Origin of the sequence: Pantoea sp. NPDC088449 (assembly GCF_044753225.1) — a bacterium.
In the GTDB taxonomy this organism is placed as follows: domain Bacteria; phylum Pseudomonadota; class Gammaproteobacteria; order Enterobacterales; family Enterobacteriaceae; genus Pantoea; species Pantoea floridensis.
The window spans coordinates 1-18,959 of the sequence record NZ_JBIVMT010000003.1; the positions used below are offsets into that span (position 1 = coordinate 1).

The following is an 18,959-nucleotide window of genomic DNA, read 5'->3' on the forward strand; positions in this document are numbered from 1 at the left end:
TTTCCAGTAGTTATCCCCCTCCATCGGGCAGTTTCCCAGACATTACTCACCCGTCCGCCACTCGTCACCCGAGAGCAAGCTCTCTGTGCTACCGTTCGACTTGCATGTGTTAGGCCTGCCGCCAGCGTTCAATCTGAGCCATGATCAAACTCTTCAATTTAAGTTTGATTTGCTGCAACAAGTGCAGCGATGCTCATCTGTAAAACGTCATAATGAATTTCATTATGTGTTCACTCGTGAGACTTGATATTTTTTTGCGTCCGGAGACGCTGATATCAATCCTGCGAGTGCCCACACAGATTGTCTGATAAATTGTTAAAGAGCGTTGCGAGCAGCGGGTTAACCGCCTGTCGCGAGGTGGCGTATATTACGCTTTCCTCCTTCAGAGTCAAACACTTTTTTCAGCGCTTTCATCCGGCGGGATGAATTTCTTCACTCCCTGCTGAGCCGCCTGCGTTGCCGCTTTGCCGTCTCAGTGGTGGCGCATTATAGGGAGTTATTCGGAGCTGACAAGTGCAAATTTCAACTTTTTTGCCGTTCGCTTGAAATTTGCACAAAGAGCCCGCTTTTAGGCCTTTTTGATGCGCGCAGGCAGCTCTGCCAGGCTATTAATAACCCAATCTGCTGCAGCTTCGCCTTCTGCCGTTACCGGCTTACCGCTACGCACCAGCACTTTAGTACCCACGCCTGCCGCTTGCGCCGCCTGCATATCTTCTATTTTGTCGCCTACCATATAAGAAGCAGCCATATCGATATCCAGATGCTGCTGTGCGGAGAGCAACATACCCGGCTGCGGTTTACGGCAATCACAGTTTTGGCGATAGGCTTCTACCGGAGCATCAGGTAAATGCGGGCAGAAATAGATGCCATCCAAATCAACATCACGATCGGCCAGCGACCAATCCATCCATTCGGTAAGCTGCATAAACTGATCTTCAGTAAACATGCCACGCGCAATGCCCGACTGATTCGTCACCAACACCAGCGCATAGCCCATCTTCTTCAGCGCCTGCAGCGCTTCGATGGTGCCATCAATAAATTCAAAATTATCGATTTCATGGACATAGCCGTGATCGACATTCAAGGTGCCATCACGATCAAGGAAAATAGCCGGGACTTTGTTCGCCACGTAGAAACTCCTGCTGCAAATAGAGCTGCTAAGTATCGCATGATTGCGTGCAGCGAGAGAATGGCAGATTGAATGACTACGATTGATTTAGCCGTCTGGATGCCTTAACATCCATCCAAATTTCGTTCAGCCCGGCTGAGTGAATCCTGACACACCACGGACCATGCAACACGATAATAAATAACCTAATGATTAAACTTGAGAATATAACCAAAGTGTTCCAGCAGGGCTCACGCACTATTCAGGCGCTGTCAAATGTCAGCCTGCACGTGCCTGCTGGGCAGATTTACGGCGTCATCGGTTCATCCGGTGCCGGTAAAAGTACCCTTATTCGCTGCGTCAATCTGCTGGAGCGTCCAACCTCTGGTCGTGTTCTGGTTGATGATCAGGAGCTAACCACACTTTCATCAGGTCAGTTGACACTGGCGCGCCGTCAGATTGGCATGATCTTCCAGCACTTTAATCTGATGAACTCACGTACCGTTTCCGGCAATGTGGCACTGCCACTGGAGCTAGGTAATCTTTCGCGCGAGCAAATTAAAAAGCGCGTCACCGAGCTGCTCGAACTGGTGGGCTTATCCGACAAGCACGATAGCTGGCCGGCAAATCTCTCTGGCGGACAAAAACAGCGTGTGGCTATTGCCCGAGCGCTGGCAAGTAATCCCAAGGTTTTACTGTGCGATGAAGCCACCAGCGCATTGGATCCCGCTACGACACGTTCCATTCTGGAGCTGCTGAAAGACATTAATCGCCGTCTCGGTATTACCATTCTATTGATCACTCACGAAATGGATGTGGTGAAGCGTATCTGCGATCAGGTTGCGGTAATCAGCAATGGTGAGCTGATCGAGAAAGACAGCGTTAGCGAAGTGTTCTCACATCCAAAAACACCGCTGGCGCAGCAATTTATTCAATCTACTTTGCATCTTGATATTCCCGACGACTACCAGCAACGCATGGTGCCACAGGCAACAGCCGAGAGTGTGCCGTTGCTGCGTCTGGAATTCACCGGTAAATCGGTTGATGCCCCGCTGCTCTCCGAAGCGGCACGCCGCTTTAACGTTAATAACAACATTATCAGTGCGCAGATGGATTACGCCGGTGGCGTGAAGTTCGGCATCATGTTGGCCGAAATGGATGGCAGTGAAACAGATACACAAGCCGCAATTGCCTGGCTGAAAGAAAATCATGTGAAAGTAGAGGTGTTGGGTTATGTCTGAAGCGATGATGTGGTTACTGACGCGCGGCGTCTGGGAAACGCTGATGATGACCTTTGTCTCCGGTTTCTTTGGTTTTGTGCTCGGTCTTCCGGTTGGCGTGCTGCTGTATGTGACGCGTCCGGGTCAGATTCTGGCTAACAATGCGCTTTATCGCGTGTTGTCAGCGCTGGTGAATATCTTCCGTTCGATCCCGTTCATTATCTTATTGGTGTGGATGATTCCCTTCACGCGCGCCATCGTCGGCACGTCCATTGGTTTGCAAGCCGCCATCGTGCCGCTGACCGTGGGGGCCGCGCCATTTATTGCACGTATGGTCGAGAACGCACTGCTGGAGCTGCCAACCGGTTTGATTGAAGCCTCGCGCGCCATGGGCGCAACGCCGCTGCAGATTGTGCGTAAAGTCCTGCTGCCAGAAGCCCTGCCGGGTCTGGTGAATGCCGCTACAATTACGCTGATTACGCTGGTCGGCTACTCTGCAATGGGTGGCGCAGTGGGTGCTGGCGGTCTGGGCCAGATTGGCTATCAATATGGTTACATCGGCTATAACGCCACCGTCATGAACACCGTACTGATCCTACTGGTCGTTCTGGTGTATTTAATCCAATTCTGTGGCGACCGCATCGTGCGTGCTGTGTCCCATAAGTAAGCAAGCAACATCAATAGTCCTCTATTAAGGAAGGGATATGTCTTTTACATTTAAAAAGATTGCCGCTGTGGGTGCTCTGATTGGCGTGATTGCGCTGGCAGGATGCGATCAGAAAGCAAAAGATCCAAACCATATCAAAGTGGGTGTAATCGTCGGTGCTGAGCAGCAGGTTGCTGAAACTGCAGTGAAAGTCGCTAAAGAGAAATATGGCCTCGATGTTGAGCTGGTGACCTTTAACGATTACGTGCTGCCGAATGAAGCGCTGAGCAAGGGTGATATCGACGTGAACGCCTTCCAGCATAAGCCGTATCTGGATCAACAGATCAAAGACCGTGGCTACAAGCTGGCCGTTGTTGCCAACACCTTCGTTTACCCAATTGCAGGTTATTCCAAGAAAATCAAATCGCTGGATGAGTTGCAGAATGGTTCTCAGGTCGCTATCCCGAACGATCCGACTAACCTTGGCCGCTCCCTGCTGCTGCTGCAGAAAGTAGGCCTGATTAAATTGAAAGATGGCGTTGGTCTGCTGCCAACCTCTCTGGATATCACAGAAAACCCGAAAAACCTGAAGATTGTTGAGCTGGAAGCGCCGCAGTTGCCACGTTCACTGGACGATCAGCAGATTGCCCTGGCGGTGATCAACACCACTTACGCCAGCCAGATTGGCCTGACGCCAGCCAAAGATGGCATCTTCGTGGAAGACAAAGATTCACCGTATGTGAACCTGATTGTGAGCCGTGAAGACAACAAAGACGCTGAGAATGTGAAGAAGTTTGTTCAGGCCTACCAGTCAGACGAAGTGTCTGAAGCGGCCAACAAGATCTTCAACGGTGGTGCCGTGAAAGGCTGGTAATTTTCACCTTTCATGCCTTGCAGGGCGGCTTCGGCCGCCCTTTCTTTTGCCATAAATTGCACCTGACTTGTTATTTATTGTCGTCCTTGTTTCAATAACGCCACTTTTTATTACTTGAGGATGTTGCCATGCGTTTTTTACCGCTCTGCTTGTTGGCATTGATGCTAACTGGGTGTGTGCGTGAATACCACCCGATAAGCAGTGCTCCATCTCGACCGCAACAGGCATCCAACCAACCAGAACGCAAGCCTGCGGCACGTCCCGCACCGGTGAAGATCTACACCGATGCGACCGACCTGGTTAGCAACCCGTTCCGCGATTTAGGTGAAGTTTCTGGCGAAGATTGCCAAAGCAGCAACCAGGATTCCCCCCCGAACATTAACACCGCACGTAAGCGTCTGCAGATCAAAGCGGCTGGCATGAAAGCTAACGCCGTGCTGCTGCATAAATGTGAAATTGTCTCGAGTACGCCCGGCTGTTATCGCCAGGCCATTTGCCAGGGTTCCGCACTGAAAGTCTCGAATCAATGAGTGAGTTTGCCTGCGCGCAAATCGGCGTGATTCGTTCACCGTGGAAAGAGAAGTTTGCCGTCCCGCGCCAGCCCGGTCTGGTGCAGGATGGCGGCGGCGAGTTGCATCTCTTACCGCCTTACAATCAGCCGGAAGCGTTACGCGGGCTGGAAGATTTCAGCCATCTGTGGATTCTGTTTATCTTTCATCAAACCATGGAAGGTGGCTGGCGTCCGACGGTGCGCCCACCGCGTCTCGGCGGCAATGCGCGCATGGGCGTGTTCGCCACCCGCTCGACCTTCCGCCCCAATCCTATTGGCATGTCGCTGGTTGAGCTAAAAGGCATTCGCTGTGAGAAGCAGCAGGTCATTTTACAGCTTGGCAGCCTCGACTTAGTCGATGGCACGCCGGTGGTGGACATCAAACCCTACCTGCCCTTTGCCGAAGCGCTACCTGATGCGCGCGCCGGTTTTGCCCAGGCCGCTCCGGATGCCACTATGCCGGTACGCTTTTCGCCGCTGGCGCAGAGCCAGCTTGAGCAGCACCTGAAAACATACCCGCAGCTGGCACGTTTTATCACCGACGTACTGGCGCAGGATCCACGTCCCGCCTACCGTAAAGGTGAAACGCAGGATCGTGAATATGCCGCATGGCTACTCGACTTTAACGTGCGCTGGCGCATTGATGAGGCAGGAACCGAGGTGATCGCCCTCGATCCACGCTAAAACGCGCTTTTGAGTGATTGATCTCACTGGTACACTAGCCGCCAGAAAAATTTTGTCAGTTTCCTTCCGTATAACTGGAATCGTAATCAATGCGTACTACTCAATATCTGCTCTCCACTCTGAAGGAGACACCTTCCGATGCAGAAGTGATCAGCCACCAGCTGATGCTGCGCGCCGGCATGATCCGCAAACTGGCTTCCGGTCTCTATACCTGGCTGCCAACCGGTATTCGCGTATTGCGAAAAGTTGAAAATATCGTGCGTGAAGAGATGAATAACGCCGGTGCGATTGAGATCTCCATGCCGGTGGTTCAGCCTGCCGATTTGTGGGAAGAGAGTGGCCGCTGGGAGCAGTACGGCCCGGAACTGCTGCGCATTAAAGATCGCCATGAGCGTCCTTTCGTATTGGGTCCAACCCATGAAGAAGTCGTAACCGATCTGATCCGCAACGAGCTGAGCTCTTATAAGCAGTTACCGCTTAACCTGTATCAGATCCAGACCAAATTCCGTGATGAAGTGCGCCCGCGTTTTGGTGTGATGCGTTCACGTGAGTTCATCATGAAAGATGCTTACTCGTTCCACACTACGCAGGAATCGCTGCAGGAAACTTACGACGCGATGTACCGCGCCTATAGCCAGAGCTTTAGCCGTATGGGTCTGGATTTCCGCGCGGTACAGGCGGATACCGGTTCGATCGGCGGTAGCGCATCGCACGAGTTCCAGGTCCTGGCGCTGAGCGGTGAAGACGATGTGATCTTCTCGAGTGAGTCTGATTACGCGGCCAACATTGAGAAGGCTGAAGCCTTAGCGCCGGCTGGCGAGCGTCCGCAGGCAACACAGGCGATGACGCAGTTCGATACGCCAAATGCCAAGACTATCGCCGAGCTGGTTGAGCAACATCAGCTGCCGATTGAAAAAACCGTTAAAACGCTGTTCGTAAAAGCGACCGAAGAGAGCGGCCACACGCTGGTTGCCCTGCTGCTGCGCGGCGATCATCAGCTAAACGAAATCAAAGCTGAAAAGCTGGATATCGTGGCAGCACCGCTGGAAATGGCCAGCGAAGAAGAGATCCGCGCATTATTAGGCGCAGGCCCAGGTTCACTCGGTCCGGTTGGTTTGACCATGCCAGTGATTGCCGATCGTACCGTGGCGAAAACCAGCGACTTCTGCGCCGGTGCGAACATCGATGGCAAGCATTTGAGCGGCATCAACTGGGGTCGCGATCTGCCAGAACCCCGCGTGGAAGATATCCGTAACGTGGTTGAAGGTGACCCAAGCCCGGACGGTAAAGGCACGCTGCAGATTAAACGCGGTATTGAGGTGGGCCACATCTTCCAGCTGGGAACCAAGTACTCGGAAGCGATGAAAGCGGCGGTACAGGGCGAAGATGGCCGTAACCAGGTGATGACCATGGGTTGCTACGGCATCGGTATCACGCGCGTGGTGGCAGCGGCAATTGAGCAGAACAACGATGAGCGCGGCATCATCTGGCCTGCAGCGCTGGCACCGTTCGAAGTCGCCATTTTGCCGATGAACATGCACAAATCTTTCCGCGTGCAACAGCTGGCAGAAGAGCTGTACAACACGCTGCGTGCGAAAGGCATCGACGTGATTCTGGATGACCGTAAAGAGCGTCCAGGCGTGATGTTTGCGGATATGGAGCTGATCGGCGTACCGCACACTATCGTGATTGGCGATCGTAATCTCGATAACCAGGAAATTGAGTACAAGGCGCGTACCGCCAGCGAGAAGCAGATGATTAAGCAGCACGACATCGTCGACTTCCTGGTGCAAGCGCTCAACAAGTAACACTGAAACGCCTCCAAACGGAGGCGTTTTTTATTGCACTTTTCCGCGCATCGCCTTTACGTTACTGCGCCGCGTTTTGCCTTCCAGTCGCCTCACTTTAGAGCCGTGCGTTGGTTTCGTGGCGCGCCGGACTTTTTCTACCGTGGTTAACTCCTGAATCAGGTTGATCAGCCGCTGCACGGCCGCTTCGCGATTCATTTCCTGACTGCGGTGCTCCTGCGCTTTGATGATCACCACACCTTCCGCCGTGATCAAATGGTGACTCGCCGCCAGCAGCCGCTCTTTGTAAAATGGCGGCAGCGACGACGCATTAATATCAAACCGCAAGTGAATAGCCGTTGAGGTTTTATTCACATGCTGCCCGCCGGCACCTTGTGCCCGGATGGCACTGAGTTCCACTTCATTATCGGCCAGTGAAACCGAACGAGACAGCACAATCATCTGTCACCTACCGTTTGTTTCGACGCTATGACGCGTAATAACCTGTTCATCAACTTAACCTTTTGTGCGCATGCAGAGCGCGTAAGACCAGCGCAATGTGTCACTTTTGTCCTGCTGTTTGCATCATTCCCGTGACGACCGGGCTGATTTCCATGAATTCCCTGTGATATAGTCGCCTATCATCCAGAGTATCAAGCTCTGCTGAGGAGGTGTATGTGCAAAAGTATTGTGAGTTAGTTCGCCAGAAGTATGCCGAAATTGGTAGCGGCGACCTTGGGTATGTGCCAGACGCGATAGGTTGTGCGTTAAAGGCTCTCAATGATATTGCCGCTGATTCTGCGCTAAACTCTTCTCTCAGGGAACAAGCAGCGTATGCCGCTGCAAACTTATTGGTGAGCGACTATGTTGACGAATGAAGCCTACAAACCCATCAACTGCGATGACTACGACAACCTCGAACTCGCCTGCCAAAAAAACTGGACGCTGTCGCTGGAGTTAAAAAACGGCGATCAGATCAAGGCGAAAGCCGTGGACATGGTCTCACGTAAAAACGTCGAGTACCTTGCCGTCGATCTCTCCGGCGAGACCCGCGAAGTGCGGCTCGACCACATCGCCAGCTTCACCCATCCGGAGCTGGGCACCGTCGTCGTTAGCGAAGAGTAAACCTCTCTCAGGGCGGGAATCCTATCCCGCCCACCTCGCTTAAGGCTTTAACGAACTGTAATACGCCGACAAATCTTCCATATCCTGATCGCTCAATCCCGCTACAAAGGCTTTCATTACTTCCGCCTGGCCGCCGCTGCGTTCGCCTTTTTTGTAGGCCTGCAGCGAGTGCAGCAGATAAGGCGCATGTTGCCCCGCCAGGTTCGGATAAAGCGGCACTGCACTTTTGCCCTCCGCGCCGTGACATGCCATACAGCTTGCCGCTTTTTGCGCACCAGCATTGACATCGCCCTCGGCAAACGCCGGCAGCGTTGCAGCGCATAAAAGCGCAGCAATCAAATACTTCATCATTGCTCTCCATTTTATTGTTGTGGTAACCAGATCGCCTGCCAGCCTTGCTTATTACTGGCTGCGCCTTCGCGCGTGATAAACAGTCCCGGCGCGCAAATGAGCGTCTGGTTGTAGTAAATCAAGGGGATACGTTCGCGTTGCCAGGGCGCAACGCCCAACTCTTGCCACAGCTTTTTGATCTCGCGGCCACCCGCGCGACCCAGCAGGTGATAATAGCCTTGTGCCTTGAAGCGAATAGTGATCTCTTCATCCGCATCAGGCTGTCGTAACGCGGCAACGTCTCCGTTCGCCTGTAGCGCGCCTAAATCTGCCGGTAAAACCAGCGGCTGCGTGCGGTCCAGCCAGGTTAGCGAGTGCTGACTTAGCGATGGCTGCGGCCTGAGCCAATAGAGCTGCTGGCGATAGCGGCGCAGCTCAAATGCGCCAAAACGCAGACAAGGTTTCGCATCATCCCGACTGTTAATGACTTCATCGGTGATACGTTTGAGCGCTTCGCGCGAGGGCATTGCGCCGCCCTGCTGGGCAATCCAGCGGCGTAACAGCGCATGGCGCCGCGCTTCACTCATGGTGACCAACGGCGGAAAATGCAGGGCACCGCGCCCATCGGTAAGCTGCACCAACTGTTCCGCCAGCAGCTCATCCAACAGCTGCTCCTGCTCGCCACAGAGTGCGGCACTGCGTGCGCTGGCGGCACTGAAATGTGGCCAACGCGCCTGTAACAGCGGCAAAACCTGCTGGCGCAGGAAGTTGCGATCATAGCGGCTATCAGCGTTACTTTCATCTTCAATCCAACGCAGATGATGTTCCGCGGCGTAGGCTTCCAGCTGCTGCCGAGGGATATCGAGCAACGGGCGCAGGTGCACGCGATCGCCAACGCTGCGCTGCGACGGCATCGCCGCCAAACCGGCCGGTCCACTGCCGCGTTTTAACGCCAGTAGCAGCGTTTCAGCCTGATCGTCGAGGTGCTGTGCAGTAAGTAAGTGCTCACCGGGTTGTAGCTGCTGAAACAGCGCCTGGTAGCGCGCCTCGCGTGCTGCCGCTTCAATGCCATTGTGGCGGCCATCAACCTGTACACGCAGAATCTCACAAGGAATCTGCCACTGCTGGCAAATCTGCTGGCAATGTTGCGCCCAGCTATCAGCATTGGGGCTTAAGCCATGATGAACATGTAACGCACGCACGCGCAGCTGCGGCTGCTGACCTTGCCAGCAGACCAACTGATGCAGCAGCACGGTTGAATCGAGTCCGCCACTGAACGCCAGCACACAGCGGGCGTCGGGTGTCAGCAGCGAAGCAAGATGAGATAAAGACATGAGTGCGTTCCGTCCAAGCGAGCCACCGAATTGCGGCTCGCGGCGGACGCTAGTTTACGCCTGATACAGCTCCAGCGGCAAACCGTCCGGATCGGGGAAAAAGGTGCAGGCTTTGCCAGTTAGCGCATCGATACGAATCGGTTCGCACATCACGCCTTTTTCCGCCAGCGCGGCAATCGACTGCTCAACATCATCCACGCAAAATGCTAAATGGCGCAGGCCGCAGGCTTCCGGCCCGCTGACGCGCGGAGGTGGTGATGGGAATGAGAAAAGCTCAATGGTGTACACCCCATTCAGGCCGAGGTCGCCTTTCCAGGAGTCGCGCTCGGCGCGATAATATTCACCCAAAAGTTCAAAGCCCAGCACGTCACAGTAAAACGCCTTACTGCGCTGGTAATCGGTGGCAATAATGGCAATGTGGTGGATCTGTTTAATCTGTAGCATAGCGGCTCCGGTTGTCACATCAGCCGCTTACCCTACGTGGCAAAAGCGGCAATGGAAAGAGGGGATTATCCTAAGTTAGCGATCGTCTTCTTCACGCAACACGCGCACCAGATAGCGGCCATCTTCGGTCAGCGTCGCGCCATGGATATCGGTTTCGAAGCCGGGATAATGGCGCCCGATGGTACAGAGCATCAGCAGAAAATCGAGCACTGAACGGCTCTCTTCAGTGATCATCTCGCCCGGCATCACGACCGGCACGCCTGGTGGGTATGGCAAAATCATGTTGGCCGAGATACGTCCCACCAGCTCACCAATATCAACGGTTTCAACCTGGCCTTTTACCTGACGCTGAAAGGCCTGATGCGGTGTCATTTTCATCTCAGGCAGCACGTCAAATGCCTTCAGCATCAGACGCGGCAGATCGTGTTGCAGAATCAGCTGATGAATCCCCTGCGCCAGCGTTTGAATACGCATATTGCGATAGAAATCGGGATCTTCAGCGTAGAGATCCGGCAGCATGTTTTTTACCCGCAGATTGAGATCGTAGGCGCGCTTAAATTCGGTAAGACCACGCAGCACGCTCATCGCCTTGGTTTTATCGATACCGATGCTGAACAGGAACAGCAAATTGTAGGGTCCGGTTTTCTCCACCACGATGCCGCGCTGGTCGAGGAATTTCGCCACCAGCGCGGCGGGAATGCCCTCTTCCGCCATCTTTCCGAGCTCACTCATGCCCGGCGTCAGGATGGTGACTTTGATCGGATCGAGATACATGTGATCGCGGTCGGCGTTGGTGAAGCCGTGCCAGTCTTCTTCGCCCGGCTGGATCGGCCAGCATTCAGCTTGATCGACCCGCTCGGGCTGCCAGATATCAAAGAACCAGCCATCGGATTCTTCGCGTAAGCGCTGAATCTCACGGCGAAAATGCAGCGCGCGCTCAACAGACCGATTGATCAGCCGCTTGCCCGGATTGCCGCGCAGCATCGCGGCCGCCGTTTCAATCGATGACACGATCGCGTAGCTCGGCGATGTGGTGGTGTGCATCATGTAGGCTTCGTTGAAAGTGTGCTCGTCGTAATCGCCTTTGATGTGAATCAGCGAAGCTTGCGAGAACGCCGCCAACAGTTTGTGCGTCGATTGCGTTTCATAGATCACTTTGCCGGGAATACGATCGCCGCTCATACCGCTTTTTCCCGCATAGATCGGATGGAAATTGGTGTACGGCACCCATGCTGAATCGAAATGAATCGACGGCACATCCAACGTTTGCTTGATGAACTGCGTGTTATACAGCAGGCCATCGTAAGTTGAGTTGGTGATCACCGCATGCACAGGCCAACTGGCGCGCGGCGTGGCGTTGACCTTTTGCTGAATGCTGTCGCGCGTAAATTCACGCTGCGGGATACCACCAAGAATGCCTAGCGCGTTACGCGTCGGCTTGAGCCAGATCGGGATAATATCGCTCATCATCAGTAAATGGGTCAGCGATTTATGGCAGTTACGGTCAATCAATACCGTGCTGCCGGCGGGAGCCGCGTACATGCCGACGATTTTGTTTGAGGTCGAGGTGCCGTTGGTCACCATGTAGCTTTGCTCAGCACCAAAGGTGCGCGCGACATACTCTTCCGCTTCCAGATGCGGACCGGTGTGGTCGAGTAACGAACCCAATTCTGTTACCGAAATCGAAACATCGGCTTTTAAGGTGTTCGAGCCAAAGAAATCATAGAACAGGCTGCCGACCGGACTTTTCTGGAAGGCACTACCGCCCATATGACCAGGCGTGCAGAAAGTGTATTTGCCCTCTTTGACGTAGGTGAAGAGGGCTTTCGTCAGCGGCGGCGTAATGTTATCGATGTACTCATCGGTGTACTGACGGATATGCAATGCGATGTCGTCGGCTGCGCTTAAGGCGTACTCAAAGAAGTGCAGCGCCATACGCATCTCGTTGATGCTGACATCCATTTGTGAATGGGTGTTGATGAAGGCGTACAGCGGCAGATATTCGTTGAGCTGATTGATGTCGCTACATAGCGCCAGACTGTATTCGTCCCAGTCGAAAATCACGCCGCAGATGCGCGGATTGTGTTCGATCAGTTTCACCAGGTCGCTGGCATTATTGGGATAAACGGTTTGGAAGCCCTGCTGTTTCAGTGCGGCATCCAGTTCGCGAATAGGCTCATCTTTGTAGAAAGCGCCGTGCGGTCCCATGATCGCAATAATATTCACTGCTCACCTCCTGTGGTGTTGTGGCACTGAATAAGGATAGCGAAAAGCGGACAAGGATGGACCTGGAATGCTCTGCTGTTGAGTTTCGATGCAAATAAAGCGCGATAAATCGCGCCGCTACAATGTGTGCAGATCCGATGCTAAAGCCATGATAAAGCTAGAGGGTACAGGAAAGACCAGCCCGAAGAGCGAAGCGTCCGAGCCAGGTACGGCGAGGCCGATCTGCATGGATGCAGGTATTCTTTGCGATCGGGCTGAGCTTTACTGGACCTGGCTCCGAAGTCACAGCAAAATTGTCGAACCAGGTAGCCATAAATGGCTAACCTACAGGCATAAAAAAAGCGGACCGAGGTCCGCTTCTTGCTAAGCCTAATGTATCAAGCGTAGCCGTAATTCATCAGGCGCTGATAACGACGGTTGAGCAACTCTTCGGTGCTCAGCACATCAAGATCGGCCAGATCCGCCAACAGCTGCTGCTTGAGGCTGGCAGCGATGTCCAGCGGATGACGATGCGCCCCACCCAGCGGTTCTGGAATGATGGAATCGATCAGTTTGAGCTCTTTTAAGCGTTCAGCGGTGATGCCCATCGCTTCTGCAGCTAACGGCGCTTTATCGGCGCTTTTCCACAGAATTGACGCACAGCCTTCCGGTGAAATCACCGAATAAGTGCTGTACTGCAGCATGTTCACCTTGTCACCCACGCCGATGGCCAATGCCCCACCGGAACCGCCTTCACCAATGACGGTGCAAATCACCGGAATTTTCAGGCCAGACATTTCGCGCAGGTTACGGGCAATCGCTTCAGACTGGCCGCGCTCTTCTGCGCCCACGCCCGGATACGCACCCGGCGTGTCGATGAAGGTGATCAGCGGCATCTTGAAGCGTTCAGCCATTTCCATCAGACGCAGCGCTTTACGGTAACCTTCTGGTGCTGGCATACCGAAATTACGGCGGATTTTCTCTTTAGTTTCGCGACCTTTCTGGTGACCAATGACCATTACTGGACGACCGTCTAAGCGCGCAATACCGCCGACAATCGCTTTATCATCGGCGTAAGCACGATCGCCAGCCAGTTCGTCGAAATCATCAAACGCGTTGCGGATATAGTCCAGTGTATAAGGACGCAGCGGATGACGCGCAAGCTGCGCCACTTGCCAGGCGCCTAAATCAGAGAAGATTTTACGGGTCAGCTCGACGCTTTTTTCGCGCAGACGCTGCACTTCTTCATCCAAATTAATATCGTGTTTTTCATCCGAACGACCAATCGATGTTAACGAGTCGATTTTCGCTTCAAGCTCTGCGATTGGCTGTTCAAAATCCAGGTAATTAAGACTCATAATGTTCCTGTTTTAGTCAAACTCCAGTTCCACCTGCTCCGATCCTACTAACGACCGCAAATCGTTGAGTAAACGATCGCTGGGCGAAATTCGCCACGCTGCACCAAAGCGCAGCTTCGCCCGCGCATCGGCTCTCTGATAGTAGAGATGCACCGGAATGGTCCCGGAGCGATGAGGCTCCAGAGACTGGCGGAGACGGTTTAAAAGCTGGTCATCAATTTGCCTGTCCGTCAGCGAGATAGCAAGTCCGCGCGCGTATTTTTCCCGCGCTTCGTCGATGTCCATAACTTCTCTGGCGGTCATTTTAAGGCCACCGCTAAAGTCATCAAAGCTGACCTGTCCGCTGACGATCAGGATACGGTCCTTCTCCAGCAACTGCTGGTATTTATCTAACGCATCGGTAAATAACATCACTTCAAGACGACCAGAACGATCGTCAATCGTACAAATACCAATTCGGTTGCCGCGCTTAGTCACCATCACCCGGGCGGCAATCACCAGCCCCGCTGCGACGGTTACTTTACCACGATCTGTCGGATGCATGTCTTTCAGCCGCATGCCGCCGACGTAACGCTCAATTTCTTTCAAATACTGATTAATCGGATGGCCGGTAAGATACAAACCGAGCGTCTCACGTTCGCCATCCAACTGAACCTGCTCTGGCCAGGGCGTAATGCTGGCGTAGGATTTCTCCACCTGCTCCGGCTCTTCTGCCAGCACACCAAACATATCGGCCTGGCCGATGGCTTCGGCTTTGGCGTGCTGATCGGCGGCTTTTAACGCATCGCCAAGTGCACTCATCAACGCCGCACGATGCGGCCCCAGACGATCAAACGCCCCCGACATGATCAGTTTTTCCATCACGCGACGGTTGATCTTCTTGGTGTCAGTACGCGCACAGAGATCGAACAGCTCTTTGAAGTAGCCGCCTTCGTTACGCGCATCAATGATCGCTTCAATCGGGCCTTCGCCCACGCCTTTGATCGCGCCGATGCCGTAAACGATCTCACCTTCATCATTAACGTGGAACGGATAGAGGCCTGAGTTGATGTCAGGTGGCAGCACTTTAAGGCCCATGCGCCAGCACTCATCCACCAAACCGACCACTTTCTCGGTGTTATCCATATCGGCGGTCATTACCGCCGCCATAAACTCTGCCGGATAGTGCGCTTTCAGCCACAGCGTTTGGTAGGACACCAATGCGTAAGCCGCGGAGTGTGACTTGTTGAAGCCATAACCTGCAAACTTCTCTACCAGATCGAAGATTTTCATCGACAGTTCGCCGTCGACGCCCATCTTCTCCGCCCCGTCCTGGAACACCGAACGCTGCTTCGCCATCTCTTCCGGTTTCTTTTTACCCATCGCACGACGCAACATATCTGCGCCACCCAGCGTATAGCCGGACAACACCTGCGCGATCTGCATCACCTGTTCCTGGTACAGAATGATGCCGTAGGTCGGCTCCAGCACCGGCTTCAGGGTTTCGTGCTGCCACTGAATATCTGGATAAGAGATCTCTTCGCGGCCGTGCTTACGGTCGATGAAGTTATCGACCATGCCGGATTGCAGCGGACCCGGACGGAACAGCGCCACCAGTGCGATCATGTCTTCGAAGCAGTCAGGCTTCAGACGTTTGATCAGATCTTTCATGCCGCGCGATTCAAGCTGGAACACCGCAGTGGTTTCCGAGCGTTGCAGCATGTCGAAGCTTTTCTTGTCATCCAGCGGGATGGCGGCGATATCAATTGGCGGCAGCCCCTGCTTTTCACGGCGCGGGTTAATCATCTTCAGCGCCCAGTCGATGATGGTGAGCGTACGCAGGCCGAGGAAGTCAAACTTCACCAGCCCGGCGTACTCCACGTCATTCTTATCAAACTGGGTAACCGGGAACTGTCCGTTCTCATCGCAGTATAGCGGCGCAAAATCGGTAATCTTAGTCGGCGAAATCACCACACCACCGGCATGTTTACCGGCGTTACGCGTGACACCTTCCAGTTTGCGCGCCATGTCAATCAGCGCTTTAACCTCTTCGTCTGCCTCATAGATCTCCGGCAGCTGCGGTTCAGCCAGGAAGGCTTTTTCCAGCGTCATGCCCGGATCCGGCGGGATCAACTTGGAGATACGATCGACGAAACCATACGGATGACCCAGCACGCGTCCAACATCGCGGATTACCGCTTTCGCCGCCATGGTACCAAAGGTGATGATCTGCGATACCGCTTCACGCCCGTACATCTCGGCAACGTGATCGATAACCTGATCGCGCTTCTCCATGCAGAAGTCGACGTCGAAGTCGGGCATCGACACACGTTCCGGGTTAAGGAAGCGTTCGAACAGCAGGTCGAACTCCAGCGGATCGATATCGGTAATCTTCAGCGCATACGCCACTAACGAACCCGCACCCGAGCCGCGGCCTGGGCCAACGGGAATGCCGTTGTCCTTCGACCACTGGATAAACTCCATCACGATCAAGAAGTAACCGGGGAACCCCATCTGGTTGATAACGGTAAGTTCAATTTCCAGACGTTCGTCATATTCCACGCGTTTCTCGGCGCGTACTGCGGCATCGGGGAAGAGAAATTCCAGTCGCTCTTCCAACCCTTCACGCGATTTCGCCACAAGGAAATCTTCGGTGCTCATCTCTCCGGTGGGGAACTGCGGCAGGAAATATTCACCGAGGCGCACCGTCACGTTACAGCGCTTAGCAATCTCTACGCTATTTTCCAGCGCTTCCGGGATGTCCGAAAACAGCTCGCACATCTCCTCTTCACTGCGCATATATTGCTGAGGACTGTAATGACGCGGACGTTTCGGATCGTCCAACGTATAGCCGTCATGAATCGCTACGCGGATTTCATGCGCATCAAAATCGTCTTCATTCAGGAAACAGACTTCATTGGTGGCAACGACCGGCACGCCTTCGGCAATCGCCAGCTCCACGGCAGCGTGCAGATAGGCTTCTTCATCGGCGCGGCCGGTGCGTATCAGCTCAAGGTAATAGCGATTGGGGAAGTGTTCCTGATAGAAGCTCAGGCACTGCGCCACCATGGCACTGTTGCCGCGCAGCAAGCTACGACCGACATCACCACGGCGTCCGCCGGACAGGAGGATCAAACCTTCGCCTAACTCAATCAGCCAGTCACGATCAATAATCGGCCCTGCAATACCATAACCGCGCTGATAAGCGCGCGAAATCAGCAGGGTGAGATTTTGATAACCGGTATTATTCGCTGCCAGCACGGTTAGCTGCGTCAGCTCGTCGCCCATTAATTCACTGGCGACGTGGAAGTCAGCACCGACAATCGGCTTGATCCCCGCGCCGTGCGCGCTGCCGTAAAAACGCACCAGCCCACAGAGGTTGATGTAATCGGTAATCGCGATTGCCGGCATACCCAGCGCAGCCGCCTTCTTGACCAAAGGTCCGGTTTTCGCCAGACCATCAACCATGGAGTAATCGCTATGGACGCGCAGATGTATAAAACGAGGTTCAGCCATATCAGTTTCCGGTTAAAACAGCGTCAGGCTATTAAAGCGTAGTTGGCTGGCGCGCGGCCAGCACGTCGGCATCAATCAGGGCATTACGCACCGGCGCAAAGCTGCGACGATGGTGAGGTGTGGCGCCATGCTGCGTCAGCTTTTCCATGTGCAGCGCAGTAGGATAACCTTTGTGCTGCGCAAAACCATATTGAGGGAACAGCAGATCCAGCTCGGCCATTTCCCGATCGCGCGTGACTTTGGCGATAATCGAAGCCGCGCTAATCTCTTGCACCAGACTATCGCCCTTCACCACCGCCTGCGATGGCATGGATAATGCCGGACAGCGGTTGCCATCAATCAGCACAAAATCCGGCACGATGGGTAAACCCGCCACCGCGCGCTGCATCGCTAACATGGTAGCGTGCAAAATATTGAGCCGATCGATCTCTTCAGGTTCAGCACGGCCAAGACTCCATGCCAGCGCCTTCTCTTTGATCTCGTCATACAGCGCTAAACGGCGCTTCTCGGAGAGCTTTTTTGAGTCCGCCAGCCCTACAATTGGGTTGGCGGGATCGAGAATCACCGCAGCCGTTACGACGGCACCCACCAGTGGGCCGCGCCCGACTTCATCAACGCCTGCAATGAGCTGGGCGTTGGGATAGATAAATTCAGCCATTGATGATCTCCAGCACCGCATCCGCCGCCTGCTCGTCGGCATTCCAGCGAATCTGTTGATGCAGTTCGGTGAACGTGTTCAGCAGCGCTTCGCGTTCAGGTCCGGCATGCAACAACGGCTCCAGCGCTGCAGCCAGGGCTTCAGGCTGGCATTCATCTTGCAGCAGCTCTTTCACCAGTTCGCGGCCCGCCAGCAAATTAGGCAGCGAAACATACGGTGTTTTCACCAGGCGTTTTGCCAGCCAAAAGGTAAACGGTTTCATGCGATAGCCGACCACCATTGGGCATTTTGCCAGCATGCACTCTAGCGCGGCAGTCCCGGAGGCAAGAATAGCGGCATCACTGGCCAGCATCGCCTGACGACCTTTACCATCCAGCAGATGCATCGGCAGTTCCGGTGCAACCTCCGCTTTAATCTGCTCGAACTGTTCGCGGCGCTTGACGTTCACCAGCGGCACGACGATTTCCAGCGTCGGATAACGCTGGCGAAGCAGCTGTGCGGCGCGCAGAAAATCGGCGCTGAGCATTTCAACTTCAGCACCGCGGCTGCCCGGCAGCAAACCAAGGCAAATCGCGTCATCCGCGATGCCTAATTCGCGGCGTGCCGCCAGCTTATCAGGCTGCAACGGCATCGCATCGGCCATGGTGTGACCAATAAAGCGGCACGGTACGTTAAAGCGGTCATAGAAAGCTTTTTCAAACGGCAAAAAGGCCAGCACCAGATTGGTGTTGCGGCCAATTTTAAACACGCGCTTTTGACGCCACGCCCATACGGAAGGACTGACGTAATGAATCGTGCGAATGCCCGCGCGCTTGAGATTGCCTTCCAGCGTAATATTGAAATCCGGCGCATCAATGCCGACGAAAACATCGGGCTTGAGTTCACTAAAGCGCTGCGTTAGATCGCGGCGAATTTTTAGCAAGCGGCGCAGGCGCCCCAAAACTTCGACAATGCCCATCACCGCCAGCTCTTCCATCTCATACCAGGCTTCGCAGCCTTCGGCTTGCATCAGCGGGCCGGCCACGCCAACAAAGCGAGCATCAGGATGGCGTGCTTTTAACGCACGGATGAGGCCTGCACCAAGAATATCGCCGGAGGTTTCTCCGGCGACCAAGGCAATCGTTAGAGGACGCGATGACAT

Annotated in this window: 18 protein-coding genes and 1 rRNA gene; 8 read left to right on the top strand and 11 right to left on the bottom strand. The window is 54.2% G+C overall.

All coding sequences use genetic code 11. The features are described 5' to 3' along the window. Together ACIP6T_RS14560 and gmhB are read right to left on the bottom strand one after the other, a co-directional pair. A 16S ribosomal RNA gene (locus ACIP6T_RS14560) occupies window positions 1-160 on the bottom strand; the annotation flags it as partial. A 408-nt stretch (window positions 161-568) separates the two neighbouring features. After that, window positions 569-1,129: a D-glycero-beta-D-manno-heptose 1,7-bisphosphate 7-phosphatase gene (gene gmhB / locus ACIP6T_RS14565; protein WP_097094853.1), complete on the bottom strand. Its 561-nt coding sequence runs from the start codon at window positions 1,127-1,129 to the stop codon at window positions 569-571. A gap of 188 nt (window positions 1,130-1,317) precedes the next feature. Here gmhB and metN point away from each other — a divergent pair, with 188 nt between their 5' ends. From metN to proS, 6 genes are all read left to right on the top strand, one after another. Next, window positions 1,318-2,349: a methionine ABC transporter ATP-binding protein MetN gene (gene metN / locus ACIP6T_RS14570; RefSeq protein WP_097094854.1), complete on the top strand. Its 1,032-nt coding sequence runs from the start codon at window positions 1,318-1,320 to the stop codon at window positions 2,347-2,349. Next, entirely contained in the window at window positions 2,342-2,995 is a 654-nt protein-coding gene (locus tag ACIP6T_RS14575; RefSeq protein ID WP_007893963.1) for a methionine ABC transporter permease MetI, read from the top strand. Before metN ends, ACIP6T_RS14575 begins: the two co-directional genes overlap by 8 nt. 37 nt (window positions 2,996-3,032) lie before the next feature. Beyond that, window positions 3,033-3,848, top strand: coding sequence for a MetQ/NlpA family lipoprotein (locus tag ACIP6T_RS14580; protein WP_097094855.1), 816 nt, complete (start codon window positions 3,033-3,035; stop codon window positions 3,846-3,848). A gap of 128 nt (window positions 3,849-3,976) precedes the next feature. Next, window positions 3,977-4,378 carry an Rcs stress response system protein RcsF gene (gene rcsF, locus ACIP6T_RS14585; RefSeq protein WP_097094856.1) on the top strand — a complete coding sequence of 134 codons (402 nt, stop codon included), beginning with the start codon at window positions 3,977-3,979 and terminating at the stop codon, window positions 4,376-4,378. Then, a complete protein-coding gene (tsaA, locus tag ACIP6T_RS14590; RefSeq protein WP_400457962.1) occupies window positions 4,375-5,082 on the top strand; it encodes a tRNA (N6-threonylcarbamoyladenosine(37)-N6)-methyltransferase TrmO in 708 nt (235 codons plus the stop codon). Before rcsF ends, tsaA begins: the two co-directional genes overlap by 4 nt. Before the next feature lie 89 nt (window positions 5,083-5,171). Beyond that, on the top strand, window positions 5,172-6,890 hold the full coding sequence (gene proS, locus ACIP6T_RS14595) for a proline--tRNA ligase (RefSeq protein WP_097094858.1): 1,719 nt from the start codon (window positions 5,172-5,174) through the stop codon (window positions 6,888-6,890). Between the two features lie 30 nt (window positions 6,891-6,920). On the opposite strand, the gene arfB is transcribed toward proS, so the two are convergent. Beyond that, window positions 6,921-7,331, bottom strand: a complete 411-nt coding sequence (gene arfB / locus ACIP6T_RS14600; RefSeq protein ID WP_007893949.1) for an alternative ribosome rescue aminoacyl-tRNA hydrolase ArfB — start codon at window positions 7,329-7,331, stop codon at window positions 6,921-6,923. Window positions 7,332-7,546: 215 nt separating this feature from the next. Between arfB and ACIP6T_RS14605 the strand changes: the two genes are divergently transcribed. Both ACIP6T_RS14605 and rof read left to right on the top strand, forming a co-directional pair. Then, complete coding sequence (locus tag ACIP6T_RS14605; RefSeq protein WP_036622231.1) at window positions 7,547-7,747, top strand: YaeP family protein; 201 nt, start codon at window positions 7,547-7,549, stop codon at window positions 7,745-7,747. Beyond that, window positions 7,734-7,994: a Rho-binding antiterminator gene (gene rof / locus ACIP6T_RS14610; protein WP_097094859.1), complete on the top strand. Its 261-nt coding sequence runs from the start codon at window positions 7,734-7,736 to the stop codon at window positions 7,992-7,994. Before ACIP6T_RS14605 ends, rof begins: the two co-directional genes overlap by 14 nt. A gap of 39 nt (window positions 7,995-8,033) precedes the next feature. Here rof and ACIP6T_RS14615 read toward each other — a convergent pair whose 3' ends face one another. The 8 genes from ACIP6T_RS14615 to lpxB form a co-directional block, all read right to left on the bottom strand. Continuing rightward, window positions 8,034-8,342, bottom strand: coding sequence for a cytochrome c (locus ACIP6T_RS14615; protein WP_345829926.1), 309 nt, complete (start codon window positions 8,340-8,342; stop codon window positions 8,034-8,036). A 14-nt stretch (window positions 8,343-8,356) separates the two neighbouring features. Next, a complete protein-coding gene (gene tilS, locus ACIP6T_RS14620) occupies window positions 8,357-9,658 on the bottom strand; it encodes a tRNA lysidine(34) synthetase TilS (protein ID WP_400457964.1) in 1,302 nt (433 codons plus the stop codon). Window positions 9,659-9,712: 54 nt separating this feature from the next. After that, entirely contained in the window at window positions 9,713-10,102 is a 390-nt protein-coding gene (locus ACIP6T_RS14625; protein ID WP_097094862.1) for a VOC family protein, read from the bottom strand. A 75-nt stretch (window positions 10,103-10,177) separates the two neighbouring features. Then, window positions 10,178-12,328 carry a lysine decarboxylase LdcC gene (locus ACIP6T_RS14630; RefSeq protein ID WP_400457965.1) on the bottom strand — a complete coding sequence of 717 codons (2,151 nt, stop codon included), beginning with the start codon at window positions 12,326-12,328 and terminating at the stop codon, window positions 10,178-10,180. Between the two features lie 377 nt (window positions 12,329-12,705). Further along, entirely contained in the window at window positions 12,706-13,665 is a 960-nt protein-coding gene (gene accA / locus ACIP6T_RS14635; protein WP_097094864.1) for an acetyl-CoA carboxylase carboxyl transferase subunit alpha, read from the bottom strand. Window positions 13,666-13,677: 12 nt separating this feature from the next. Next, on the bottom strand, window positions 13,678-17,160 hold the full coding sequence (gene dnaE / locus ACIP6T_RS14640; RefSeq protein ID WP_400457966.1) for a DNA polymerase III subunit alpha: 3,483 nt from the start codon (window positions 17,158-17,160) through the stop codon (window positions 13,678-13,680). A 31-nt stretch (window positions 17,161-17,191) separates the two neighbouring features. After that, complete coding sequence (gene rnhB, locus ACIP6T_RS14645; protein WP_097094866.1) at window positions 17,192-17,818, bottom strand: ribonuclease HII; 627 nt, start codon at window positions 17,816-17,818, stop codon at window positions 17,192-17,194. Further along, entirely contained in the window at window positions 17,811-18,959 is a 1,149-nt protein-coding gene (gene lpxB, locus ACIP6T_RS14650) for a lipid-A-disaccharide synthase (RefSeq protein ID WP_097094867.1), read from the bottom strand. The genes rnhB and lpxB overlap by 8 nt, the downstream gene beginning before the upstream one ends.